Below are 24529 nucleotides of genomic sequence, written 5' to 3' on the forward strand. Positions count from 1 at the left end.
GTATCTGTGATCAGACGAACTAAACATGCTTCTACAGCAACTTGTACATTACCCATTTATATGGGCTTTCTCATGACAGAACCAAACTCTATTAGCTGCACACAACTTGCCGAGACTTATAATATCTCGCATGACAGTGTAAATCGCTTTTTGGAGCGTGAAGACTACACAGCTCGCGATCTATATCAAGAAGCAATTCAACACATTGATAATAATAAACTTATAGTCAGTATTGATGATACTGTTTTAGATAAGCCATATAGTCAACATATGGACTTAGTTAGCTATTTTTGGTCAGGTAAACACCACCGATCCGTCAAGGGTATTAATCTCATTACCTTGTATGCGACAGATCAACATGGCAAAAATATTCCAATTAATTTTCGAATTTATGATAAGTCAGAAAGTAAAACCAAGAATGATTACTTTATGGAGATGTTAAGTGAAGTACTCGATTGGGGTGCAAAGATTCAATTCATTACAGGTGATAGTTGGTATTCATCGACTGAAAATCTAAAAACCATAAGAAAACATGGTATTCGATTTATGTTTGGTGTCGACAGTAACCGTAAGGTTTCCCCTGAAAAAGGACAATGGTTTCAACTCCGTTTATTGCCGAATTTTCATCAGGGTCAAGTGGTCTGGCTCAAAGATGTTGGCTTTGTACAATTATTTAAGACTCAGTTAAAAGAACAGCAGAGATTTTATATTGTGCATCAAGATGAAGATGATTTATTGTCCTTTGATGGTTTTTATGAATTACATTCAAGTCATTGGAAAATAGAACAATATCATCGAGTAATTAAACAGGTTTGTCATATTGAAAAGTTTCAAGTAAGACGATCCAAGCTGATTTTGAATCATATTTTCTCAGCCTTGATGGCCTATGTTGAGATACAAAAGAACCAGTTTGAGCGGATCTTTGAAAATGTATATCGTTGGCAGAAGAAATTATTTAGACCAATTATCAAGAACTTTATTGATGAATTTATTCTCGATAAGAATCATCTGCTGCCACAGAAAATCTATAAATAATAGTGCGTAAGTCCTAAATTATATAAATCGAATTATTACATATGTTGATGAGCAGTCAGACTCTAAAAGATTTGAGGAAATCGTTGGTTCACAGATGAAATATTTGGGTGAACGGTTAGATGCTATTTTCAAAGCTGCTCAGAAAGGTTCTCATAATATTATTACTTCTAGGCAAAAAGCTGATCGTTATGTTATTTACACATACTTGATAGTTGGAGATTTATTATCTTTGGTAGAGTTGCAAAAAACATTACCAATTTCAGATAAAGATTTTAGATAGCCGCTTAGCTTGCAAAATCAATAAGTATTTGGACACCCATTCTTCTTTAACTTGGACATTTTAATAAATCGTTAATTTTTGCAATGTTCCTCAGTTGGCAATATGAAGACCATGCCACTCACCAATGAGCTAATACGATTACTTTCAGCCTTGCGCTGCTTAGTATTCACCGACAGAGCATAGATGATCATTGTGTCCCGATACATTTTTTCAGGCTCAACTTCATAGTCAATTTTCGAAGCACAAATCATTTGCCTGCTGACTTTGTGTGATGCTCTACGATAGGCTTCACGATCATCACTAGCCAACGTCAGCTTTGTTCGTAATTCTTTTGCATACTGCATATATACGCTAACAAATTTGGGGTTATTTCCATATTTGAGATTTATGTATCCCTCAATATCATCTCGAACACCATTACTGTTTGCATCAATCCCACCAATGGTTTTTGTTTTATCTTCATTTTTTAGGAAGTTCGATGTTCTCACTTCTTTTAGTGAATTGTGAATACTTGGATTAAGAAGCGAGGAACAGCCTGTCATAAATATACTTAAGCAACTCAGTGCAATAACTGCTTTTTTTCATAGGACTTATTTTACTTTTTCATTTAAATTTCGTTTTAGATACAAAGAGTATCTGAAAATCAGAGTATCCAATTAAAAGAAGAATCTATGTCCAGTACGATATACTATTAAGTGTCCAATTGGACCAGAATATGCTCTTAGCTTACTGAATAACTAAAAATCCTCAGCATCTTTAATTTATTAAGATGAGTATTTCTCATCTTAAGCTGAATTTATATCGTTTTACTCACTTTCTTATTCACGTTTAAATACAGCCATTCAGAAATTTAGCTTTTTATAAAATTTTTAGGTGGTAATCTCCATGAGTACAGCATTTGAGTGTTCAATTAAACGTATCCGTTTTGATGAAAACTACACGCCAGCAGAAAGCACACGTTTAACCACAAATTTTGCCAATTTGGCACGTGGAGAAAGCCGTGAAGAAAACTTGCGTCGTACCCTTGCGATGATCAACAACCGTTTTAATAGCTTGGCGACCGTTGATAACCCGAAAGGTGATCGCTACTCACTTGAGATCGACATCATTTCTGCTGAAATTGATATCGAAGGCAATGGCCAAACCTTTCCATTTATTGAAACACTGAAAAGTGTAGTGATTGACCATAAAACAGGGGAGCGTATTGAAGGCATGATCGGCAATAGCTTCTCATCTTATGTGCGTGATTACGACTTCAGCGTAGTATTGCCTCAATTGGGTTGTGGTGTAGGTGAAAAACCTGAAGATTTTGGAGATCTACATGGTAAATTGTATCAACATTTGGTGAATTCAGATGTATTTAAGGCAGAATTTACCAAGCCACCTGTGATTTGTTTAAGTGTTTCAACCTCTAAAACCTATTACCGTACGGCAAACGTACATCCTATTTTAGGTGAGGAATATACCAATGATGAATATTCACGTACCGATGAATATTTCGCCAAAATGGGCTTACGTGTACGTTACTTCAAACCAGAAGGTGGTAATGCACCATTAGCATTCTATTTCGCTGGCGACTTAGTTCGTGATTATACTGATTTTGAATTGATCAGCGCGATTGCAACCATGGAAAGCTTCCAAAAAATTTATCGTCCTGAAATTTACAACACCAACTCTCCGGCAGGTGTGGAGTATCAACCAAGCTTGAGCTATGGCGATTACTCACTGACACGTATCGTTTATGACCGTGTTGAACGTGGTGAGTTAGCGGTTAAGCAAGGTAAATGGACAGAAGAAAACTTCATCAAACCATATCAAGATATTTTAAATGAATGGGCAGCAAACTTTAAGGTCGAAACAGCTGCTTAAGACATCGAATTGACACACAGACTGACGAATTTTAGAGAAAGAAGATTAGACATGGCGCTTACACAACCGAAACTTTTACTCCCAACTTCAACTGCGGGTAGCTTGCCAAAACCGTCTTGGTTAGCTGAACCTGAAAAATTATGGTCTGCATGGAAGCTTGAAGGCGAAGAATTATTAGAAGCTAAACGTGATGCTTTGAAATTATCATTACATGAGCAAGTCACTGCAGGTATCGATATCGTGAGTGATGGTGAGCAAACCCGTCAGCACTTTGTAACCACGTTTATTGAACATCTTGAAGGTGTAGATTTCGAAAAGCGTGAAACCATGCGTATTCGTAATCGTTATGATGCAAGTGTACCTTCAGTTGTGGGTGAAGTTTCTCGTAAAAAAGCAGTGTTTGTAGACGATGCGAAATTTTTACGCAGCCAAACCAGTCAGCCAATTAAATGGGCGTTGCCTGGTCCAATGACCATGATTGATACACTTTTTGACGGACACTACAAGAGCCGTGAAAAACTGGCTTGGGAATTTGCCAAAATTTTGAACCAAGAAGCTTTAGAACTTGAAGCAGCAGGCGTAGACATTATTCAATTTGATGAACCTGCGTTTAACGTATTCTTTGATGAAGTGAATGACTGGGGTGTACCAACCTTAGAACGTGCACTTGAAGGTCTAAAATGTGAAACTGCAGTTCATATTTGCTATGGTTACGGCATTAAAGCCAATACAGATTGGAAACAAACTTTAGGTAATGAATGGCGTCAATACGAAGAGTCATTCCCGAAACTACAACAATCTAAGCTCGATATTATTTCACTTGAATGCCAAAACTCACGTGTACCAATGGATTTAATCGAATTGATCCGTGGTAAGAAAGTGATGGTGGGTGCCATTGATGTGGCAACCACTCAAGTGGAAACTGCAGAGGAAGTAGCAAATACGCTACGCAAAGCATTGCAATTTGTTGATGCAGATAAACTGTATCCTTCAACTAACTGTGGTATGACACCGCTATCTCGCCAAGTGGCACGTGGCAAACTTGAAGCTTTAAGCGCAGGTGCTGCCATTGTTCGTAAAGAGCTAGAAGCTTAATCAAACGTAGTCTCGTGCGAAGCAGAACAAATCATTGCAAGGTCATTTGTCCAGCTTTATGCACGAGCACGTGATATGTACATTTGAGATGAAAGAGATGATTGAAGCAACAGACTTTAGAAATGCAATGTCTTTACTCACCACAGCAGTGAATGTTATTACGACTTTGGGTGAAACAGGTATGCATGGATTTACTGCATCTGCCGTATGTAGCGTGACGGATACACCGCCAATGTTATTAGTCTGTATGAATCAATCCTCCCGTTCACATGCCCATTTTGTTGAAAATAAAGTCTTGGCTGTAAACGTACTAAGTACTCAGCATGAACAGCTTTCAAATGCTTTTGCTTCAAGTAAATTCAGCTCAGAAGATCGTTTCAAACTCGGTGATTGGAGTACGATGGAAACTGGTTCACCTATTTTGAAAGATGCCTTGGTCAGTTTTGACTGTGAGATTCAAAATATTCAGCAAGTCGGTACACACAGTGTTTTCATGTGTCGTGTTCTTAAAGTTCAACAAAGCGATCAAGAAGAAAGTCTGGTGTATTTTAACCGTGCTTATCATCAAGTGGGTCAATTGGAACACGTTTAACCCAATGCCTTAATTCCTTCATCTTTTTAAAAGTTAGTCTATTGTGGAACTTATAACCTTTTTAATCATCGGTGCTTTTGCTGGTTTTGCGGCAGGGCTGTTTGGCGTCGGCGGTGGTACGATTATTGTACCACTGCTTTTTATTGTCTTTACCCAAATGGGCTATGACCCCGATGTGGTTATGCACCTCGCATTAGGCACATCTTTGGCAACCATTGTTGTAACCTCGATTAGCTCATTGATTGCGCATCATAAAACTGGTGCTGTGATTTGGCCTGTTTTTAAAAATCTAGCGCCACCTATGGCAATTGGTTGTTTTTTTGGGGCAGGTATTGCTGGTTTGATATCAGGATTACATCTACAAATCATTGTTGGCTTATTTCTGATTTGGGTCGCATATACGATGTTTACAGGTGCCAAAAAAGCAATTGACCCAACGAAAACGTTACCCTCATCAGGTCAACAAGTTGCTGCAGGTAGTGTGATTGGGGTTGCATCAGCAATCTTTGGTATTGGTGGTGGAAGTCTGACAGTTCCATATCTGAATCGCTATGGTGTGGTCATGCAGAAGGCTGTTGGAACATCTGCGGCGTGTGGGTTACCGATTGCGGTTGCAGGTGCATTAGGATTTATGATTTTTGGCATGAATGCTGAAATCAATGTGCCGAATACTATTGGTTATGTTCATATTTATGCCTTCATTGGCATCAGTATCATGAGTTTCATCACTGCAAAATTTGGTGCGAAGGCTGCACATGCCTTATCGCCAGTAATGTTGAAGAAATGCTTTGCCGTTTTATTGGTCATTGTTGGATGCTTTTTCCTTGTGAAAGGATTCATTTGATATTACGCAATGATCATTCATCATGTTAAATAGCCTGCTTCATGTGGGCTTTTAATCTTTGCTTTTAATGTATCCTTACAAGGACAATGATTTGAGTTTCTCCCAAGATGATCGAATTAAAACACTTAAGAATGCTTTCAGCTTTAAGAGAACATGGTTCTTTAGTCGCAGCTGCGAGCGATCTTTGCATTACACCTTCAGCGGTATCTCATCAGCTACGTGAGCTTGATCAGTGGATGGGTGTTGAGGTCGTGAACCGCAAGACTCGACCTATTACTTTTTCTAATGTTGGTCAACGTCTACTAAAACTAGCAGATGAGATTTTGCCACAAGTACAAATCGCACAAGCTGATATCAGTAGAATTCTACATGGTCAAACAGGTCGAATCACATTTTCTTCTGAATGCCATAGTTGTTTCGATTGGCTTATGCCACTATTAAATCAGTATCGTATTCAATATCCAGATGTCGATTTAGACTTCGCATCAGGATTTGAAGCGAATCCACATGAGTTATTGCAAAATGGCGAATTTGACTTACTGATTACAGCAGATCCAATCGCTTTAAAAGGTGTTGAATACTTTCCGGTATTTGAATATGAATCGCGACTTGTTTTATCAACAACCCATCCATTGGTACGTGTAGAGCAAATTACCGCTAAAGAGTTAGCTGAAGAAACACTGATTACTTATCCAGTGGATAAACATCGTTTAGATATCATGTCGAAACTATTTATTCCTGCAAATATTCAACCTAAAAACATTCGAACCACTGACTTAACCCAAATGCTGATTCAGCTTGTGGCGAGCGGACGTGGTATTGCAGCGCTACCTGATTGGGTAGTGAATGAATATGAAGCGAAAGGCTGGGTCACGTCACGACGTCTAGAATGTGTTTCACCTGAAGGATTACGCCGAACCTTATATGCAGGTTTTAGAACGGATGAAAAACAGAGAGACTATTTTGAAGGGTTCTTAAAGCAGCTTGAACGATTTTCTAAGAAACGAAATAGCTATTATGCTTAAATCTAGGCTTTTTTCCTTTACTTCAGGGTCAAAGGAGTGCTAAAAAAGTGTAGAGTAGATTTGTATGTTATTCACCAATTAAAATGCCCTGTTTTTTACCCCCCCCAAGAGTCAAGCACAGGATTGAGATTTCTTTGTTCAATAACAGCTTTCTGAGCTTTACGACTCGGCATACTTTTCTTGAGACGAGAACGTTTATTTTGTTTTTCCAATTTTTCATGTTGATGTTAAATATGCGCCAGGACTGAACCTAACCGTTTATTCTCAACAATCTCTCACTGATTCAGCTGACTTACTTTATCGAAGAGGCTGTAGTTGAGCTTTCGACCATCACACATGATGGCTACAGTACCTCCGGGTATTCCAGAAACTCAAGATATTTACTGATCAGCCTCTGATTTTCTTCTGTCTTCTCTAGGAGATATACGCATTTATCATAAGTAATGGTCAGGCTATTCGTAACTCTACGGGGTTCACGCCAAGTAAAAATATCATCCAGTTCAAGATCAGATTCGATTAATGGCTGATGCAGGTTCTTTGAGTTTCGCGCACATTTAACAAACTTCTAATTAAACTGCTCAATGAAGCAGGGTAGCCAGGCATTCGCTTCGGCAATCGAACTGATGCCTTCCCAGACGTATCTCCTTGATCAAACGGTTTTGAAGGGCTCTATTCGCGCGTTCTACGCGACCTTTGGCCTGTGGTGAGTTGCCAAAGATAATATCAATGTTTAACTCATCCAGAATCCGGTTAAATTGCGTGATCTGGCTGTCCTGCTTGGATTTCTGCTTAACTCTGAATACCAAATGTTTGTCGCTATAAAAGGCCAGAGGTTTGCCGTATTGTTCAATGTAGGCTCGGGTTGAAAGCATGTAATCAAAGGTCGTTTCAGCCTCACAAAAGCACAGATGCAACAGCTTTCCAGCGGCATCATCGATATAAACCAGCAAGCAGCATTTTACAGCTCGACCTTCAAACCAGTCATGGTATGAGCCATCAATCTAGATCAGCTCACCGAAGCAATCACGGTTATAGCGTGGCTGGTACGGACGTTTCATGCGCTGATCTCGATCCACAGGTCATTGGGCGTCATCCAGCGCCGAACGAACCGTTTCTACCGGGATATTCGGGTCAAATATGCTGCTGAGCTTCTCATGCGCCAATTTAGGTCCAAAGCCCAGCAGATGTTCAGAAATAATGGAAAGACATTTTGATTTTAACAGGACGTCATGGCGACGATGGCCAGGTTGACCACGACTGGCATGCGCCAGACCTGAAACCCCATCTTGATTAAGCTTCTGCAATAACCGGGTAATTTGACGGGTAGAAAGATTCAGGATTTCAGCAGCACGGACCTGGATAATACGATGATCTCAAACGTCTTACAGAACTGCAAGACTTTGAATCTCTTTATCAGACATAGTAGACTTCTTGCGTTAGTCAAAATTTAAACAGCCCAAAGCTACATTTTATAAGGTTTTAGCCAATTCAAAAATTAGGTAAAACGATACTTTCGCAAGAGGTCTAATATGTCTGAGTTTGTGTAGTTCTCAGATTATTTTAAGTCATTTTTAAGATTCAAATTTTAGGCTAAAGCATATTAAAGTCTTCGAACTTAAAAAATGCTTAAACTGACTTCTTTTCCAAGCCTTCTTCAAATCAAACCAATTCGTTTAGCAAGATTTAATCTGATGCTTGCTATTTGGTTGGGATTAGTTTTGAATTTTTCTTTTTATCAAAACATTCATCAACTGACGCCCCATAGCAATTTCAAAGCATGGGCATTATTAGCTACGACAGTCTTGGTTGTTATTGGCTTTTATTATCTGTTATTACAATGGCTTATCTGGAAGTGGAATGCCAAAATACTAGCCAGTATTCTGATCATTCTGGGTGGCTTTAGTGCTTATTTTGTTAATAGTCTAGGTATAGTCATTACCCCAGACCAGATCCAGAATATGTTACAAACTGATGTTCGTGAAATTCGGGATCTTTGGTCAATACGATTAATTATCTGGACATTGGTATTTGTCATTTTCCCACTCTTTATCGTGTGGATACTTAAAATTCAGCCTGTATCATTGGGGCGTCAATTGTTGCATAAAAGTTTGAGCAGTGTACTTTCACTCGGATTAATACTCAGCTTATTATTCTGTTTTTATGTCGATTATGCTGCCATCTTTCGTGAGCATCGTGACCTGAAAGGGATGATCTCCCCACAAAACAGTATTGCATCTACATTATCCTATTATAAGAAAAAAGCCCCTAAAGCAAATTTGCCATTGGTGACCTTTGGTGAAGATGCACATCTACTTCAGCAGACTCAAATGCAAAGCAAACCTAAATTGATGGTGCTGGTAGTAGGGGAAACTGCACGTGCTGAGAGCTTTGCTCTAAATGGCTATGCACGTAATACAAATCCTGAACTGAGCAAACTGCAGGTGATAAATTTTAATCAAGTCAGTTCTTGCGGAACTGCCACAGCTGTTTCAGTACCTTGTATGTTTTCAGGGATGACACGTCAAAACTATGATGAACAGTTGGCTAGCCATCGTGAAGGATTACTAGATATTGCTCAGCGTGCTGGTTATCAAGTGACTTGGATTGATAATAATTCTGGCTGTAAAGGTGCCTGTAACCGGATTCAAAATTATCAAATTCCCACTCAACTAAAACAAAAGTGGTGTGATGCTGAAGGTGAATGTTTTGATGAAATATTGGTAGATAGTCTGAAAGATTATTTGTCACATCTCGATAAAAATAATCAAAAACCACAGTTGATCGTTCTGCACCAAATGGGCAGCCACGGTCCGGCTTATTTCAAACGCTCCAAATCACCATACCAACCTTTCCAACCAACCTGTAATACCAATGCCATTCAGGGCTGTAGCGCCGATGAGCTAAAAAATAGCTATGATAATTCTATTGTCTATACAGATTATGTCCTTGCTCAGATGATCAAAACATTGCAGGATCAAAAACAATATCAAACTGGTTTCTGGTATCTGTCTGATCATGGTGAATCTACCGGAGAACATGGTCTATATCTGCACGGTGCCCCTTATAGCATAGCACCAACGCAACAGACCCATGTTCCAATGTTGATGTGGTTTTCAGAGTATTGGCAACAGTACAATACCCAGCAGGTCAACTGTCTCAAAGCACAAACCGGTAAGATGCACAGTCAGGATAATCTGTTCCCGAGTTTATTGAGTTTGCTGGGTATAAAAACGCAAGTGATTGAAGCTAAAAATGATATGCTTGCACAATGCTCATCATCATTAAAGAACAGAGCTTGAGATGCATAAAATATTGATTATTGAAGATGACTTCATGATTGCCGAGTCAACTAAAACATTGCTCAAGCTCCATCAATTTGATGTGCACTGGGTCAACAATGGCATTGATGGCTTAAAACAGCTACAACAGCAAAATTATAATATTGTCCTGCTAGATCTGGGTTTGCCAATGATGGATGGTATGCTGGTACTTAAAAATATCCGTCAAAAGTTCCCAAGTTTACCTGTCCTGATTATTTCTGCTCGAGATCAGCTACAAAACCGGGTAGATGGACTGAATGATGGGGCAGATGATTACTTAATTAAACCTTATGAATTTGACGAGCTACTGGCACGTATTCACGCTTTAATGCGTCGAAGTGGAAGTATAAATATTGAGAAAGATACTAATAAGAAGTTATTACACAGTGGTTTGGAATTGGATATTGAGCAACACATCGCATTATTTAACGGACAGGCTATAGAATTATCTAATCGAGAATGGTCTATTCTCACCGCACTATTAACGTATCCAAACAAAATTTTTTCTAAAAATGATTTAGAAGACAAACTTTATGATTTCGATAGTGATGTAAGTAGTAATACTGTGGAAGTCTATATTCATCATCTGCGGGCCAAATTAGGGAAAGACTTTATCCGGACGATTCGTGGACTAGGATATCGCTTAGGGTAAAGCATGATGAAAAAACGCTATTCCTTGCAAAAACGTCTAATTATTTATATTTCATTGTTTAGCGTAGTATTAGGCTGTGTACTAATCTTTGCGGCATACCGGATTGCACTTGAAGAAATTAATGAAGTCTTGGACAAACAGATGCAAAGTCTCGCAGAGCGCATTGCAGAAAATCATCCTGAACCGCTACAAAGCGAGATTGATTTAGGAAAACAGTATAGTGAAGAAGATTTATTTGTAGATATTTGGTCTTATACAGATACTACATTACATCCACAGGATGTTTTGGTTGCATCGGTCAAGAAAGCAGGATTCTATACACATCAAACCCCATACGGGACCTGGCTAACTTATATCATTCCTGGAGACCAATTACAGATCCAAGTAAGCCAGCAAAAAAATGTCCGGCAAGATCTAGCATTGGAGCTCGCAGTGAATATGTTTCTCCCTTATGTACTATTTCTTCCTTTTGCTATATTCGGTTTAAGCTGGGTAATTCGGAGAAGTTTTCAGCCTCTTATTGATTTTAAAACAGAATTGGCCAGCCGTAAGGCTCAAGAATTAAAACCAATTGAAATGAAAGAATATCCTTTGGAGCTAGAACCGACCATTCAGGAAATGAATTACCTATTTGGCCGTATTTCCTTAGCCCAACAAGAGCAGCGTCAATTTGTAGTAGACTCTGCACATGAACTACGTACACCATTGACAGCTTTGAATTTACAGTTACAGATCTTATTACAGCAATTTCCACAAAGTGATGCCTTGCACAATTTGAGTCTGGGCATCTTAAGGATGCAACATCTGGTAAATCAACTGTTAAGTTTGGCTAAACAGGATGTCACAGAAGGTTTAACTGAGCCTGTACAATCCCTGTCTCTGAATCAAATGACAGTCGCCTGCATTGAGCAGTTGATCCAGCTGGCACTACAAAAAGAAATTGATTTAGGAGTAGAACAACAGCAAGAATTGTTGATTCAGGGCCAGGCTTCAGCCCTACACTCGATTATTTATAACCTGATTGATAATGCAATTAAATACAGCCCAGAGCATGGCGTGATCAATGTATCGATATTGCAGCAAGGTCAACAGGCGATTCTACAGATAGAAGATAGTGGAGCAGGGATTGATCCAGCGCAATTTAACCAAATTCGTCAGAGATTCTATCGGGTTCATAACCATGCTGAAATTGGTAGTGGCTTAGGTCTATCAATTGTGGATAAAGCAACTGAACGTTTGGGCGGTACTTTAGAATTTTCAAAAAGTAGCAGCTTAGGTGGTCTGTGTGTACAAGTGAAATTTGCCTTGGTCGAAGCCTAAATAGATAGACTTTTGTCTTTTAGGTATTAAGGCTGTTTGATGCTAGCGAGCAAGGAAGCGTTTTTTTCAACTGGTATTTTGTGGCTAAATAAAACATAACCAATGATATTAATGCACCAAATCACCCAGCCAGTCCACAGGTTGTGACTCAGGAAATGTGCCCCCCGCATCATTTGTGCCCAGCCCATAGCGAAGCCTAAGATCGCTGCAGCGATTAGAAAAAAATAAGCCCGCTGACGGTTTACAGTGCGATAAACAAAATAGCCTGTCATTAATGCAAAACCACTAGATGCATGTCCACCAGGAAAACAATGTCCAGCGGTAGCACTGAAATCCCATAAAAACCCATTAGATGTAGGTGTTACCATATCCCAAGGACAGGCATGAACTGACTGGGATTTGATAATTCCGATTATCCCAGTTGTAAGCACTACCATTATAAAGAAATAACCTAATTCCCAACGTCTCTTATGCCAAGATTGCCATTTTAGTGCGACCATCCAACCAATGAATAGCACTATATAAACTAGAATTAACAGATCTTTGATATAACGATGATTTAACTCTGCCAGTGCCCAATCTTGCCGGAGGGGAAATTGTCCCTGACCATCGATAAATGGATAGATTAGTTTTAAATCAATGACTCCACCCACATCAAAAAAATTCCAGAGAAGCAAAAAACTGAAACTCAGTAGCAATATTTGATTCAGTAAAAAACGAGATCGTTCGGACGACATTTTAAATATTCCATTCTTGTCGTTGTAGCAGAAATGAGATCAAAACGAATGACCGATTAAAATGATGCCCCAAGTTACGGTAATTAAAATGAGTGCGACAAACTGGGCGGCACTGCCCATATCCTTAGCATTTTTGGATAACTCATGCTGTTCTATGGAAATACGATCCACTACTGCCTCAATTGCTGAGTTAATCAGTTCAACAATCAGTGCTAGCAGGCACACAGCCACCATGAGTGCTTGCTCAGCTAGACTCTGTGATATCCAAAAACTAAGAGGAATCAAAATCAGGTTAATCAGCACGATCTGCCGAAAGGCTGCTTCAGTTCGGAAGGCTGTTTTAAGGCCGGTCGCGGAATAACGAGTAGCATTGAAAATACGTTGTGTTCCGGAAGTACCTTTGTAGAGTGAACGATCGGGGGACATAGAAGTGATTCAGTTAAGATGAGATTTGATTAATTTAAATTTTTAACCTTAAAACTCCCTTAAAAATGGATGTTTATTTGATTGTTTTGGCGCAAAAAATGGCTTAACCCACTTCAATAGTTTTTAATGTCTTGAAATGCTCTAAGGTATCCCACATTACACATCTTCTTAAAAATCATCAAAAGTAGTAACTAATATCATGATTAGACTTCTTGCGTTAGTCAAAATTTAAACAGCCCAAAGCTACATTTTATAAGGTTTTAGCCAATTCAAAAATTAGGTAAAACGATACTTTCGCAAGAGGCCTATTGTTCAAGGAGTAGGTCAGCTATTTGGTTAAGGTACTCGAGTATTTTTGTCATTCAGAATCGACTCATTAATCCTTTGTTTTTTCCTGTCATTTTCTATCTTAATGGCTAAAGCTAATATAATTATTATTATGATAAGAATGCTTATTTTGCCCTTCATTTGTATACTTCTATTAGAAATAACTTAATAAATATTAGCATCTCAGCTCGAGATCTTAAAGTAGGATTCAAACCATATTTTAAAATAGAGTCACTTTGCACTTAATGTAATACGATTCTTGAAAAATTCTAATAATTAAAAATTTAATCAAACGAGTGATTTGAAAGTCAAAAGATTTAAAAATTCTAAAGCATAGACTTGAATAATGCGATGATCTCGAACGTCTTGCAGAACTGCAAGACATTGAATTTCTTTGTCAGACATAGTGATCAGCATCTATATTTCATATCCAGTTCATGATGTTTAAATCACCATAAACTAGACATTTTTATTGGTGAGAATATAGACACTTTAAATGGGTTCTAACAAACTCTCATTTCGTATAATATTGATTATGTTAAATTGAGTACATGATACTTTAAGTTCATAGACCTCTTGCGAAAGTATCGTTTTACCTAATTTTTGAATTGGCTAAAACCTTATAAAATGTAGCTTTGGGCTGTTTAAATTTTGACTAACGCAAGAAGTCTAATTAAGTTCATGAAAATTGATATAGGTTAAATTTAATTAATCCTCGTTGTCAAACTTTACTAATTTAAAATGACTTTTAAAACTGTATGTAATTGTTTAATTTATTATAATCGCATATGAATCGTATCGTAATTTTTTAGCCATTCACGTTTAATCACTTCGTACCCCTGTAACTGCCAAAACTGCTCCGCTGCTGGTAAGAATGGATGTGTATGTAAATACAGCGTTTCAATTTTCTGCTGTTTTGCGTGCTTAAACAACATCTTGCATAACTTGGTGGCAATGCCTTGACGACGATACTCAGGTAACACAAATAGCTTCACCACTTCCACTGCATTCTGTGGAATATCCAAATCAAAGCGATAGTCATAAGTACGATATGCCACAGTGCCAATAATTCGATTTCGATCCTTCACCACAATAAAACAACCCAAAGTACTCTCGATATAATATTTCTCAAAATGCTTAATATCTTGGGGAATTTTTGCCTGATAGAGCTCTGGAAATAAGAGTTGACGGCTGTACAGCGCAAACTCAATCGCCTGTTGATGATCTTGTGGTTGCAACAATTGATAATCTAAATTCATGTTCATAGCCAAGAATGATCCGGAATAACAATGGTTTTGTCTTTGATCATGGCTTCATGGAATTCCACATCGTAGACACTTTTTAAAAATTTGGGATCAGTGATTCGTGCTTTGTTATCCGGTCGAATCACTTGATGCTCTCGCATAAAGAACAATTCATCGGCAAATAAAAATGCCAAATTCGGATCATGCATAATCGCAATCACAGTGAAATTCTGTCGTGACAATTGGCGTAATTTTTTCATCAAATAGCTTTGATAATAGACATCTAAATGATTGGTCGGTTCATCCAATAAAATCACTTGTGGTGCTTGCACCAAAATCCGCGCAATCATCACTAATTGCCGTTCACCACCTGACAGTTCGGTATATGGACGCTCTTTCAAGTGCTCAATATCCAAATCAATTAAGGCTTGATCAACGCGTGCCCAATCTTCAGCACTCGGTCGAAAACGACTAAAGGCTGCCCGACCCGTGATCACTACATCTTTCACCAAAAATGGAAATACGGTTTTATGAAATTGTGGTAAAAACCCGAGTAAGGCTGCACGTTCTTTACCTTTAAAGCTTGCAAGTGATCGACCGGCATAACAGACACACCCCTGCTCGATTGGCTCTAAACCTGCCATTAATTTAAACAGTGTCGATTTACCACAGCCATTGCGTCCTAAAATCACTGAAAACTGGTTTTTGGGAAATGCTAAGTCAATATTTTTTAACACCTGTTTATGCCCATAGGCATAGTTCAATTGTTCAATGCGAATCATGCCCAAGCCGTCCGTTGTGTTTTCATTAATAATAGGAAAAATGGTGCTCCCAATAGCATGGTGAAAATTCCAATTGGAATTTCAAAGGTCAACAGTACCCGTGAAAAGTTATCAATCAACAGTAAGAAACTACCGCCCAACAGCATATTGGCCGGAATGCTATAACGATGATCAGGGCCAACTAACATCCGCACGATATGCGGCATAAACAGGCCATACAGACTAATAATGCCTGCGGCCGCTACAGAAGTTGAGGTACATAAGGTCACAAACACAATCAAACACAGTTGTTCCCAACGTGGATTCACCCCCACTGCCTGTGCCTCTTCTGCACCCAAAGCCATTAGGTTTAAACGCCAGCGCATGGCGTATAAACCAGCTAAAGCGATACAAATCGGAATGATTGCATATTGCACTTTTTGCCACGAGGCTTGATGTAGATTACCCATGGTCCATTGCACAATGGCTTGCAGTTTAAATGGATCACTGAGGTACTGAATAATGGTTAAACCTGCCAAAAATAGACCCGATACGATCATCCCTGATAAAATCACCATCACCAGCGCAGTTTGGCTTTCATGTTTTTGTTGGGCAAATAAGTAGGTCAATGCCACAGCACAGACACCAAAAATAAATGCGGATAAATTCGGCGAAAGCCAACTTAAAGTCAGTGCTAAGGCGGCACCAAAAGCTGCACCTGAGGAAATCCCTAAAACATACGAATCGACTAATGGATTTCTAAATAAAGCTTGTAAACCATTCCCCGCAGTGGCTAAGGCTGCACCGACCATAAAGGTCAGTAAAATACGTGGCATACGGACATTGACTAGAATGTTTTGCATCAATAGAAATTGTTCCGCATCGTAATAAGGTGTACCAAATAAAAATTGCACACACCACAGCACATAATCCCATGCATTTAGACTTTGGCTCGGTCCAATTAAGAGCGATAAAAAAATCAGGAGCAATGGCACTGGATAAAACCAGGTATATTTTAAGGATTGCAGTGTCATTACATCAGCTCCTTTGCCAAACTTGCGCCATACAGCTTGCTTAATATTCTCAGTTTCAATGTATCTACAGGTAAGTCCGATTGTTCTGGATAAATACTGTGATTAAGATGAATAGCGGTCACAATAATTTTGATGGTATGTGGGTTATAAATAAATGCAGGCGTTAAATTAAAAACCTTTTGTTGTTTGACTGCGTTTAAACCTTTTAATTCTTCACGCTGATAAATCAGTTCTGGATTAGTATTCCACAGCACAATATTGTCCGGATTCCATTCAATCAGCGTTTCTGGATTCACATTCGGTTGATTGGTCTCAGTTTCAACAATGTTGTATGCCCCTGCCAATTCAATAAAATCATTGGTGATGGATTTACGCCCCGAAGTGGAATAAATCCGCCCCCCTGACCAAGCATAGTAAATCGATTGTCGCTCAGGCTGTCTTGAGGTTTTCTCAGCCACTTCTGCCACAATATTATCGGCAAACTGTAAAATCTCCTGCGACCGTTGTTCTGCACCGGTCAGTACGGCAATTTCAGCAAGTTCTTCTTTAACTTGTTTAAATGTTCCCGATTCCATTACATACACCGCAATGCCAAACTGCCTCAATAATTCAATGGTTTGGGTTTGCCCACTGACCAAGACTACCAAGTCAGGCTTCAGTGCCATTAAGCTTTCAATATTGGTGGCATTAGAGCCTTGTGAGGGTGTCGCAAGTTGTTTCTGGGCAATGCGGGCATCCATTTTGGAATAGGCATCAAACAACAAAGGTTGAAGATAAATTTCTGCAGGAATACCGACCACTTTCGGTCCTTGTCCCAACATATATAAACCATCTAAGCCCGACTCAAATAGCGAAACAATACGCTGTGCAGGTTGATCAACACAGACCTTTGTCGCTGAACTGTCTACAACGCAACGTTGATTGGCTGAGGCGGATACAACATTATCTTGTGGTGGTTTTGGAGACTGACAACCCATCAATACACTTGTCACCATCCCCAAAATAAAGATATGGCTGCGCATTAGAATGCCCATTGCACAGACATTGATGCCTTGATTGGCTCACCCGTCTGCACCCATAAATGGCTGTAACTCGAACGGTAATAGTGTTCATTAAATAGGTTGTGAATATTCAACTGATAACGCAGTTGTGGATTGGCTTGGTAATAAGCGCCAACATCCACCACCTGATAGGCTGGTAAACGGAAACCATTCATGACATTGCTTGGACTGTCGCCACTGCGTGAGCCGACATAACTGAGATTCGCCATCAGGCCTGCATTTTGCCAAGGGTCATACGCTACATTTAGATTGGCAGAATGTTCTGGTACATTAGTCAGAGGCGCACCACTCGAAATCAGCTCATCCTTACTTACCTCAGCATTGACCCATGCGTAATTAGCAGAAAGCTTAAGTTGATCATGCAATTGAACGCTCAGATCGAATTCAATCCCACGGCTTGAAATTTCACCTACCGCCGCCTCATAGTTAGGATCGATGGCATCGGTCATCAACACATTGTTTTTACGCATATCAAACCACGCCAAGCTCAAAGCATCGGTATCTGAGCATTGCCATTTGGCACCCACTTCATAGCTTTTGGCTGTTTCAGGTTCAAAGGTTTCTAAAGTTCGACTCATGCCATTGTTCATGGAAAAGGCTTCGCCATAATTGGCATAGAGAGACCATGTTGCACTTGGACGGTAGTTAATCCCGATGCGTGGGCTCAATTGCGCATGCGTGGTTTGATCCTCTAAGCCTTTCATGTGATTCTGAAAATCTTGCTCAACACGATCCCAACGTAATCCCATGAGTAGATTCCATTGATCATTGAAGAACATTTGGTCTTGAACATTTACCGCAACATAACGCTGGTTCTCATCACTGTTGGTATGCAGTGGCATATCAGGATTAAACTGCCCATAGACTGGACGATAAATATCGATCCAATTCGGGTTGCTCGCAGAATGATTCAGACGGTACTGCTGTTGCATAAAGTGAAAACGACCCACTTCAAGACCAAGGACCAACTCATGTACCAAAGCTTGCGTTTCGAACTGTCCTAAAGCCTCGACCTGCGCCATCACATCTTCGGTCTGATAGTCACGATAGCGACGTTGGCGTTCTAAAGTGCGTAAATCGGCTTGAATCTTACGTGGTTCAGTGGAAAAACCGACCATTTGTGCATCTTTATAACTGAGTGCACCATTCATTTTCCAAGTATCATTGAAGCGATGTGCTAAACGCAGTTGATATAAATTGTCTTTGACACGCATATCACCATCATGCGGTTCACCGGTAAAGGTGTGCTTGTCCATGGTGATTTGATTATTGACCGCAGTCAGCCCACGATCAAAGGTGCCAAGATGCTGACTAAATTCAGTATCCAGATCAAGTTGTGTGTCTGGTGAGATTTTCCAAGTGAGTTGTGGTGCAACAAATAACCGTTCTGAGCTAACATGATCACGGAAGGATTGATTATCCTCTACGGCAATTCCTAAGCGATACGCCACTTGTTCAGTAATCGGTGCAGTATGTTCAGCACTAATGCGATATTCTTCTTGACTTGAAGCACGTAGATTAAGTGCTGTCGCACTTTGCCAGCTTGGTTTTTTTGTGGTGACGTTTAATGCACCGCCAATTTCACCCCTTCCATACAGAGCCGCATTTGGCCCCTTTAAAAAATCCAAAGATGCAATATTGACCATATCACGTGGTGCAGATATGCCACGGTTCACACTTAGGCCATTGCGGATATATTCCACGCCTGTATTTGGATTACCTTCAAAACCACGGAATGAATAATTATCCCAAAAACCACCGCCATAGCTATTATTGTTCGATACCCCACTGACCAAATTCAATGCTTGATCAATCCGTTGAATATCCTGCTGTTTTAAAATGTCTTCAGCTAAATGTGTTTTATTAAATGGGACATCCAATAATTCATGCTGAAATTTAGTGATTGATTTGGATGAGGATTCTGATTCGGTTGTGCCCGTTGCAGTCACGGTGATGGTATCTAAACGATTCACCTCATCAGCCATCACTAACGTACTCACGCCAACACCACTCATCAATACAACTAAACGCAAACTCACTACAACCACCCTCGGCTTTATGCACAAAAAAAATGCATAAATAAAATTAGAATACTTTGGGTGCATTATTCATTTGATTTGTGCACCAAATATAAGCATATATATTCAAATAAGCATCAGCTTAGAGTTGAATACACTCTTGTATACAAGATGGTGGTATTACAAGCAAAAAAAATGCCAACTTTGGGAATTGGTATTCAAATTCATCTATTTATAAGTTTTAATTAAAGATTAGAAATCATATGCAAGGTAATATTTTTTACATCTTCGATACTATGCAGGACATGATGTTCAGCGAGATGAATTGCACCCTCAGCATCACGATTTAGAATACGTCGTAAAATTGCCCCGTGATCTTCATAGGCATGTTGAATATCAAATTCACGCATGGCACCCAAACTCAGTACAATTCGAATCTTCTCGCTGATCTCGTGATGGATCTTCGCAATTTGGTTGTTCCCTGCAGCCCGCACTAAAGCACAGTGAAAATCTTCACTTTGTAATACCAATTCTTTAATGTTCTGATTATAGGCTCTTGGTTCGACCAACCAGAGTTGTTTGAGCTTTTGTAGTTCTAACGACTGTTCATGATCCAGCATACATAAGCGTTTGACTGCCTCTTTTTCCAAGATCATGCGTAAATCAAACAACTCTTGATAGAAATTAAAGTCTAAGGGTTTAATTTCCCAACCACTGCGAAAATGCACATTCACATAACCTTCTTGCTCTAAACGATAGAGGACTTGACGAATAGGCGTGCGACTCACTTGATATTTTTCAGCAATATCCGTTTCAGTGAAGCGTTGTCCTGGTTTAAGTTGAAAACTAAAAATATCGTCTTTGATTTGTTGGTAAATGATATTGGCTAAGTTTGTGGAGCCTGATTTTGCGATCGTTGTCGCCATCCGTGATTCTCTTCGTATATCTTTTTAATACAGAAATTATAAGGGTATAAAGAGTATTTTAGTGAAGTTGCATAAATAAAATAGATTCTGTAGACATTTCCTATTCGTAAATAAACCGGCTTTGTTGCATAAAGACTTAAAATAGAATTTTCGTAAATTACTTAAATTTAAGTGACAACTTGGGTGTGAGGTCGGCCTAATTCTGTAAACTTATTTAAGACATGAGTAGTACTACTGCGCAAGGTGCATAAATCTATTGGGCTTGACTATAAAATTTCTAGCATTGAGTTTATCTACCAATAGGAATCGTTTAGCTATATGTATTCTAAAATGGTCAAAATTCACAAGTTCATGAATCAAGTTTTTTACATTCAAATAAATTATCTTGTAATTCATTGGTTATTAATGAAATATTAACTATTTAATTGATGAACTAGACTTTAGGTAAACATAAGTTAAGTAGACGAATTTCGGTATTAAATTCATTAATATTGATATAAATTAAATTATACATTATGTGTTGTCAATTTCTTCTTAAAAAATAGAGTTTTCCAATCACTATTATGAGAATGAGTTTGTAAATACAGACTCATTTCCTATCGCTATAAATATTAAAAATAGCTACATAGAGTTTATCTCTAGCTTATTCAAATTTGTCTTTGAAATTAGGCGTTACTACGGATGAACAATAATTTTTACAGCAGACTCATTATTATGAATCAATGTTTCAAAGCCTTTAGAAACAAGATCATCTAATGCAATACGTTGGGTAATAAAAGGTTCCAGATTAATCTTACCTTGCTCGACTAAACGGATGGTTTCCTGATGGTCATTGACATAAGCAATCGTGCCACGAATATCGAGCTCTTTCATGACCACACTATGCACATTAATTGTGGCAGGATGGCTCCAAATAGAAACAATGACGACTAGCCCTGTTGGTTTTATCGCCGTCACCAGTGTATCCATGACTTTATTAACACTACTACATTCAAAAGCGACATCAACACCGTGGTCTTCCGTAATTTTCATTACTTCGGCAACTACATCAACTTGTGATGGGTCTAGTACATAATCTGCAACGCCCGCTTCTATCGCTTTTTCTTTACGTTTTGCACTCAGTTCAGTGATGATCACCGTGAGACCTTTAGCCTTTAAAATGGCTGATAAGAGTAAACCTATTGGGCCTGCTCCACCAACCAGTGCGATATCACCAGCTTTTGCACCACTTCGTACATAGGCATGATGACCAACGGACAAAGGTTCTATCAATGCTGCTTGGTCTAAGGGAATATCATTTGAGATAGGATGTACCCAACGGCGCTGAACCGCAATTTTTTCAGAAAGACCGCCGCCGCGTCCGCCTAAACCAATAAAGTTCATATTTTTTGATAAATGATATTTATCATTCGGCCCAGTCGGTACATCATCCGCAATAATGTAGGGTTCAACTACGACATGTTGCCCAATTTGAATATCATCTACTCCCTCACCAACTGCATAAACTACGCCTGAAAATTCATGTCCCATTGTTACAGGTGCAGATTCTCCTGAAATTGGATGTGGATGACCACAAGGTGGAATAAAAATAGGGCCTTCCATGAATTCATGTAAATCTGTACCGCAAATACCGCACCATGCAACTTGAATTCCAACTGTGCCTGGAACTACTTTCGGTTCAGGAATATCTTCAATCCGAATATCCCCTCGGTCATAAAAACGAGCTGCTTTCATTATGTATTCCTTATGTTGATATTAACGGTACACCATTCCACCATCTGTCAAAATAGACTGCCCTGTAATGTAGTTTGCATCCTCGCTGGCTAAAAATGCAACTAATGCAGCCACGTCATCTGGTGTTTCAGCACGTCCTAAAGCAATACCATCTACATATTTTTTATACGTTTGACCAACTGGTGCGCCTGTAATTTCAGAGAAACGCTCATCTATTTCGACCCACATATCTGTACCAACAACACCCGGACAATAACTATTTACAGTAATGTCAGCACTGGCATATTCTTTAGCTGCAGCTTGTGTCAATGCACGAACTGCAAATTTAGTTGCTGAATAAACACCGAGGAGAGCAAAACCCTCATGACCTGCGATTGAGCAGGCATTAATAATTTTTCCAGCCTGTTGGCGTTGTTTAAATTTATTTGCTGCGGCTTGAATCCCCCAAAGTACACCACCGACATTGATGTTCATGATTTGGTTAAATTCACTCGGCGTTACTTCTGCCAACGCTTTAACTTGTGCAATCCCTGCATTATTGATCATGATATCAAAGCCATTAAGTGTCGATTCTGCATGATCAATTGCATGACTGACTTGTATTGGATCTGAAATATCTGCAATAAATGTGGTGGCTTTTACGCCAAAGGCTTCGATCTCTTGTTGAACAGTATTTAGCTTTTCTTGATGAAGATCGACCAATGCAATATGAACACCTTCTTGTGCCAAACGTAAGGCAATACCATGTCCAATTCCTTGTGCTGCACCCGTAATTAATGCAACTTTATTGTTTAAACCTCTAGGCATGTTGCGACTCCTTAAATATGAATTGCACGTTGCATTGCCGACAATACCGACTCATGCATCGCCTCAGATAAAGTAGGATGAGGGAAAATGACCTGTGCTAAGCTTTCATCCGTAGCTTCTAGGTATTTTGCTATAGCAAAACCTTGAATGTGTTCGGTGACTTCATGTCCGACCATGTGAGCACCCAACAATTCCCCCGTTTCCTGACTAAAAATGGTTTTAACAAATCCTGCGCTATCGCCCAAAGCCAATGCCTTACCATTGGCTTGTAAAGGGAACTTACCCACATTGATATTCAAGCCCGCAGCTTTCGCTTTCTGTTCTGTCAAACCAATACTGGCCACTTGCGGATGAGTAAAAATACAGCCAGGAATTTGTGTACGATCTAAAACATGTGCATGACTTAGGCCTGCAATTTTCTCCACACAAAGAATGGCTTCATGACTGGCTTTGTGTGCCAAACAGGGTGCACCTGCGACATCGCCAATTGCATAAACACCCACGACATTGGTTTTACACCATGAGTCAACTTTGATAAAACCATTTTCAAATTCAACACCCAAATCGTCTAGGCCAAGATTTTCCGCATTCGGTTTCACGCCAATAGCTGAAAGCACCTTTTCAACGCTAATGATTTGCACACCTGCTAAAGTTTCAATATGACAATGCACTTGAGCCTGATCAGTTTCTATTTTTTTTACCGTTGCTTCGGTTAAAACCTGCATCCCCTGCTGTTCAAATTGCTTTTGTACATACTTCGCAACTTCAATGTCTTCACTAGGGAGAATCTGCTTGGCAATATCAACCAAGGTGACTTGGCAGCCTAAGTCTTGGTATAGGCTTGCAAACTCACTGCCTATAGCACCCGAACCAATGACCAGTAAAGACTTTGGTAATTGCTCTGGAACTAAAGCCTCTTTATAACTCCAGACCTGATGGCCATCTACAGGAATATGAGGCAAATTGGCCGCACGTGCGCCTGTTGCGACAATAATATGCGGTGCAGAAATCTGCTGTTTTTGACCATTCGCATCTGTAAGCTCTAATTGCTCTTTGGCAATAAACTGGGCTGCTGCGTTAAAAACAGTGATTTGATTTTTTTTCAATAGTTGACCGATACCTTGCACCAGTTGCTCAGAAACCTGTCTGCTATGATGGACCAGTTTTTGAATGTCAAAATCAACCGCGTTAAGCGTAAAGCCAAACTGCTCTGCGTGTTTGAAGTGCTGTGCAAGCGCAGCTCCGCTCAATAAAGCCTTGGTTGGAATACATCCCCAATTAAGACACACTCCACCTAAGTGTTGTTTTTCAACGATTGCAGTTTTTAATCCCAGTTGCGCTGCGCGAATCGCAGCGACATATCCTCCAGGACCAGCACCAATAACCACAAGATCAAATTGTGTATCTGACATGACTATTCCT

22 protein-coding genes and 2 pseudogenes are annotated in these 24529 nt (G+C 39.4%); 10 read left to right on the forward strand and 14 right to left on the reverse strand.

Annotated features, from left to right (window positions below; all coding sequences use genetic code 11):
* Window positions 1-6 precede the first annotated feature (6 nt).
* Window positions 7-1035, forward strand: coding sequence for an IS701 family transposase (locus F897_RS16360; RefSeq protein WP_077067961.1), 1029 nt, complete (start codon window positions 7-9; stop codon window positions 1033-1035).
* A 94-nt stretch (window positions 1036-1129) separates the two neighbouring features.
* Entirely contained in the window at window positions 1130-1315 is a 186-nt protein-coding gene (locus tag F897_RS16365; protein ID WP_005237605.1) for a hypothetical protein, read from the forward strand.
* A gap of 71 nt (window positions 1316-1386) precedes the next feature.
* Here the strand turns inward: F897_RS16365 and F897_RS18005 are convergent, their stop codons facing one another.
* A complete protein-coding gene (locus F897_RS18005) occupies window positions 1387-1857 on the reverse strand; it encodes a hypothetical protein (RefSeq protein ID WP_005237606.1) in 471 nt (156 codons plus the stop codon).
* A gap of 343 nt (window positions 1858-2200) precedes the next feature.
* Between F897_RS18005 and F897_RS16380 the strand changes: the two genes are divergently transcribed.
* The 5 genes from F897_RS16380 (at window position 2201) to F897_RS16400 (ending at window position 6740) form a co-directional block, all read left to right on the forward strand.
* Window positions 2201-3184: a putative oxygenase MesX gene (locus tag F897_RS16380; protein WP_004647848.1), complete on the forward strand. Its 984-nt coding sequence runs from the start codon at window positions 2201-2203 to the stop codon at window positions 3182-3184.
* Between the two features lie 51 nt (window positions 3185-3235).
* Window positions 3236-4279 (forward strand): methionine synthase, encoded by a 1044-nt coding sequence (locus F897_RS16385; protein ID WP_004281804.1) that lies wholly within the window; start codon window positions 3236-3238, stop codon window positions 4277-4279.
* 97 nt (window positions 4280-4376) lie between these two features.
* Entirely contained in the window at window positions 4377-4871 is a 495-nt protein-coding gene (locus tag F897_RS16390; RefSeq protein ID WP_005237607.1) for a flavin reductase family protein, read from the forward strand.
* Window positions 4872-4914: 43 nt separating this feature from the next.
* A complete protein-coding gene (locus tag F897_RS16395) occupies window positions 4915-5715 on the forward strand; it encodes a sulfite exporter TauE/SafE family protein (RefSeq protein WP_005237608.1) in 801 nt (266 codons plus the stop codon).
* A 107-nt stretch (window positions 5716-5822) separates the two neighbouring features.
* A complete protein-coding gene (locus F897_RS16400; protein WP_004780028.1) occupies window positions 5823-6740 on the forward strand; it encodes a LysR family transcriptional regulator in 918 nt (305 codons plus the stop codon).
* Between the two features lie 95 nt (window positions 6741-6835).
* On the opposite strand, the pseudogene F897_RS17330 reads toward F897_RS16400, so the two are convergent.
* Window positions 6836-8104, reverse strand: a pseudogene (locus F897_RS17330) (ISNCY family transposase).
* A 258-nt stretch (window positions 8105-8362) separates the two neighbouring features.
* Here F897_RS17330 and F897_RS16415 point away from each other — a divergent pair.
* Genes F897_RS16415 through F897_RS16425 form a run of 3 tightly spaced genes read left to right on the forward strand, consistent with a single transcriptional unit; the run spans window position 8363 to window position 12032 of the window.
* Window positions 8363-10039, forward strand: a complete 1677-nt coding sequence (locus tag F897_RS16415) for a phosphoethanolamine transferase (protein ID WP_005237609.1) — start codon at window positions 8363-8365, stop codon at window positions 10037-10039.
* A 1-nt stretch (window position 10040) separates the two neighbouring features.
* The gene (locus F897_RS16420) at window positions 10041-10712 is read left to right on the forward strand and encodes a response regulator transcription factor (RefSeq protein ID WP_004780026.1); all 672 of its coding nucleotides are present in this window, start codon (window positions 10041-10043) and stop codon (window positions 10710-10712) included.
* Between the two features lie 6 nt (window positions 10713-10718).
* Window positions 10719-12032, forward strand: a complete 1314-nt coding sequence (locus F897_RS16425; protein WP_171065480.1) for an ATP-binding protein — start codon at window positions 10719-10721, stop codon at window positions 12030-12032.
* Between the two features lie 26 nt (window positions 12033-12058).
* On the opposite strand, the gene F897_RS16430 is transcribed toward F897_RS16425, so the two are convergent.
* The 12 genes and pseudogenes from F897_RS16430 to lpdA form a co-directional block, all read right to left on the reverse strand.
* Window positions 12059-12769, reverse strand: coding sequence for a phosphatase PAP2 family protein (locus F897_RS16430; protein ID WP_005237612.1), 711 nt, complete (start codon window positions 12767-12769; stop codon window positions 12059-12061).
* A 39-nt stretch (window positions 12770-12808) separates the two neighbouring features.
* Window positions 12809-13195, reverse strand: coding sequence for a diacylglycerol kinase (locus tag F897_RS16435; protein ID WP_004780021.1), 387 nt, complete (start codon window positions 13193-13195; stop codon window positions 12809-12811).
* A gap of 604 nt (window positions 13196-13799) precedes the next feature.
* Window positions 13800-13939, reverse strand: a pseudogene (locus tag F897_RS18240) (ISNCY family transposase); the annotation flags it as partial.
* A gap of 359 nt (window positions 13940-14298) precedes the next feature.
* On the reverse strand, window positions 14299-14787 hold the full coding sequence (locus F897_RS16445; RefSeq protein WP_005237613.1) for a GNAT family N-acetyltransferase: 489 nt from the start codon (window positions 14785-14787) through the stop codon (window positions 14299-14301).
* Window positions 14784-15548, reverse strand: coding sequence for an ABC transporter ATP-binding protein (locus F897_RS16450; protein ID WP_004812169.1), 765 nt, complete (start codon window positions 15546-15548; stop codon window positions 14784-14786). Before F897_RS16450 ends, F897_RS16445 begins: the two co-directional genes overlap by 4 nt.
* Entirely contained in the window at window positions 15545-16555 is a 1011-nt protein-coding gene (locus F897_RS16455; protein ID WP_122959135.1) for a FecCD family ABC transporter permease, read from the reverse strand. Before F897_RS16455 ends, F897_RS16450 begins: the two co-directional genes overlap by 4 nt.
* 5 nt (window positions 16556-16560) lie before the next feature.
* The gene (locus F897_RS16460; RefSeq protein WP_420864487.1) at window positions 16561-17556 is read right to left on the reverse strand and encodes an ABC transporter substrate-binding protein; all 996 of its coding nucleotides are present in this window, start codon (window positions 17554-17556) and stop codon (window positions 16561-16563) included.
* Between the two features lie 26 nt (window positions 17557-17582).
* The gene (locus F897_RS16465) at window positions 17583-19637 is read right to left on the reverse strand and encodes a TonB-dependent receptor (protein WP_034581447.1); all 2055 of its coding nucleotides are present in this window, start codon (window positions 19635-19637) and stop codon (window positions 17583-17585) included.
* A 248-nt stretch (window positions 19638-19885) separates the two neighbouring features.
* Window positions 19886-20566, reverse strand: coding sequence for a GntR family transcriptional regulator (locus F897_RS16470; RefSeq protein WP_004812178.1), 681 nt, complete (start codon window positions 20564-20566; stop codon window positions 19886-19888).
* 675 nt (window positions 20567-21241) lie between these two features.
* The gene (locus F897_RS16475) at window positions 21242-22300 is read right to left on the reverse strand and encodes a 2,3-butanediol dehydrogenase (RefSeq protein WP_005237619.1); all 1059 of its coding nucleotides are present in this window, start codon (window positions 22298-22300) and stop codon (window positions 21242-21244) included.
* Between the two features lie 21 nt (window positions 22301-22321).
* On the reverse strand, window positions 22322-23107 hold the full coding sequence (locus F897_RS16480; RefSeq protein WP_005237624.1) for an acetoin reductase: 786 nt from the start codon (window positions 23105-23107) through the stop codon (window positions 22322-22324).
* 11 nt (window positions 23108-23118) lie between these two features.
* A complete protein-coding gene (lpdA, locus tag F897_RS16485; protein WP_005237625.1) occupies window positions 23119-24519 on the reverse strand; it encodes a dihydrolipoyl dehydrogenase in 1401 nt (466 codons plus the stop codon).
* Window positions 24520-24529 lie beyond the last annotated feature (10 nt).

The organism is Acinetobacter variabilis, from assembly GCF_000369625.1.
Lineage (GTDB): Bacteria > Pseudomonadota > Gammaproteobacteria > Pseudomonadales > Moraxellaceae > Acinetobacter > Acinetobacter variabilis.

Coding starts and splice junctions, on each gene's coding strand:
- F897_RS16365 (WP_005237605.1), top strand. CDS start 1,130: ATGAAATATTTGGGTGAACGGTTAGATGCTATTTTCAAAGCTGCTCAG.
- F897_RS18005 (WP_005237606.1), bottom strand. CDS start 1,857: ATGACAGGCTGTTCCTCGCTTCTTAATCCAAGTATTCACAATTCACTA.
- F897_RS16380 (WP_004647848.1), top strand. CDS start 2,201: ATGAGTACAGCATTTGAGTGTTCAATTAAACGTATCCGTTTTGATGAA.
- F897_RS16385 (WP_004281804.1), top strand. CDS start 3,236: ATGGCGCTTACACAACCGAAACTTTTACTCCCAACTTCAACTGCGGGT.
- F897_RS16390 (WP_005237607.1), top strand. CDS start 4,377: ATGATTGAAGCAACAGACTTTAGAAATGCAATGTCTTTACTCACCACA.
- F897_RS16400 (WP_004780028.1), top strand. CDS start 5,823: ATGATCGAATTAAAACACTTAAGAATGCTTTCAGCTTTAAGAGAACAT.
- F897_RS16415 (WP_005237609.1), top strand. CDS start 8,363: ATGCTTAAACTGACTTCTTTTCCAAGCCTTCTTCAAATCAAACCAATT.
- F897_RS16420 (WP_004780026.1), top strand. CDS start 10,041: ATGCATAAAATATTGATTATTGAAGATGACTTCATGATTGCCGAGTCA.
- F897_RS16425 (WP_171065480.1), top strand. CDS start 10,719: ATGAAAAAACGCTATTCCTTGCAAAAACGTCTAATTATTTATATTTCA.
- F897_RS16430 (WP_005237612.1), bottom strand. CDS start 12,769: ATGTCGTCCGAACGATCTCGTTTTTTACTGAATCAAATATTGCTACTG.
- F897_RS16435 (WP_004780021.1), bottom strand. CDS start 13,195: ATGTCCCCCGATCGTTCACTCTACAAAGGTACTTCCGGAACACAACGT.
- F897_RS16445 (WP_005237613.1), bottom strand. CDS start 14,787: ATGAACATGAATTTAGATTATCAATTGTTGCAACCACAAGATCATCAA.
- F897_RS16450 (WP_004812169.1), bottom strand. CDS start 15,548: ATGATTCGCATTGAACAATTGAACTATGCCTATGGGCATAAACAGGTG.
- F897_RS16460 (WP_420864487.1), bottom strand. CDS start 17,556: ATGGTGACAAGTGTATTGATGGGTTGTCAGTCTCCAAAACCACCACAA.
- F897_RS16465 (WP_034581447.1), bottom strand. CDS start 19,637: ATGAGTGGTGTTGGCGTGAGTACGTTAGTGATGGCTGATGAGGTGAAT.
- F897_RS16470 (WP_004812178.1), bottom strand. CDS start 20,566: ATGGCGACAACGATCGCAAAATCAGGCTCCACAAACTTAGCCAATATC.
- F897_RS16475 (WP_005237619.1), bottom strand. CDS start 22,300: ATGAAAGCAGCTCGTTTTTATGACCGAGGGGATATTCGGATTGAAGAT.
- F897_RS16480 (WP_005237624.1), bottom strand. CDS start 23,107: ATGCCTAGAGGTTTAAACAATAAAGTTGCATTAATTACGGGTGCAGCA.
- lpdA (WP_005237625.1), bottom strand. CDS start 24,519: ATGTCAGATACACAATTTGATCTTGTGGTTATTGGTGCTGGTCCTGGA.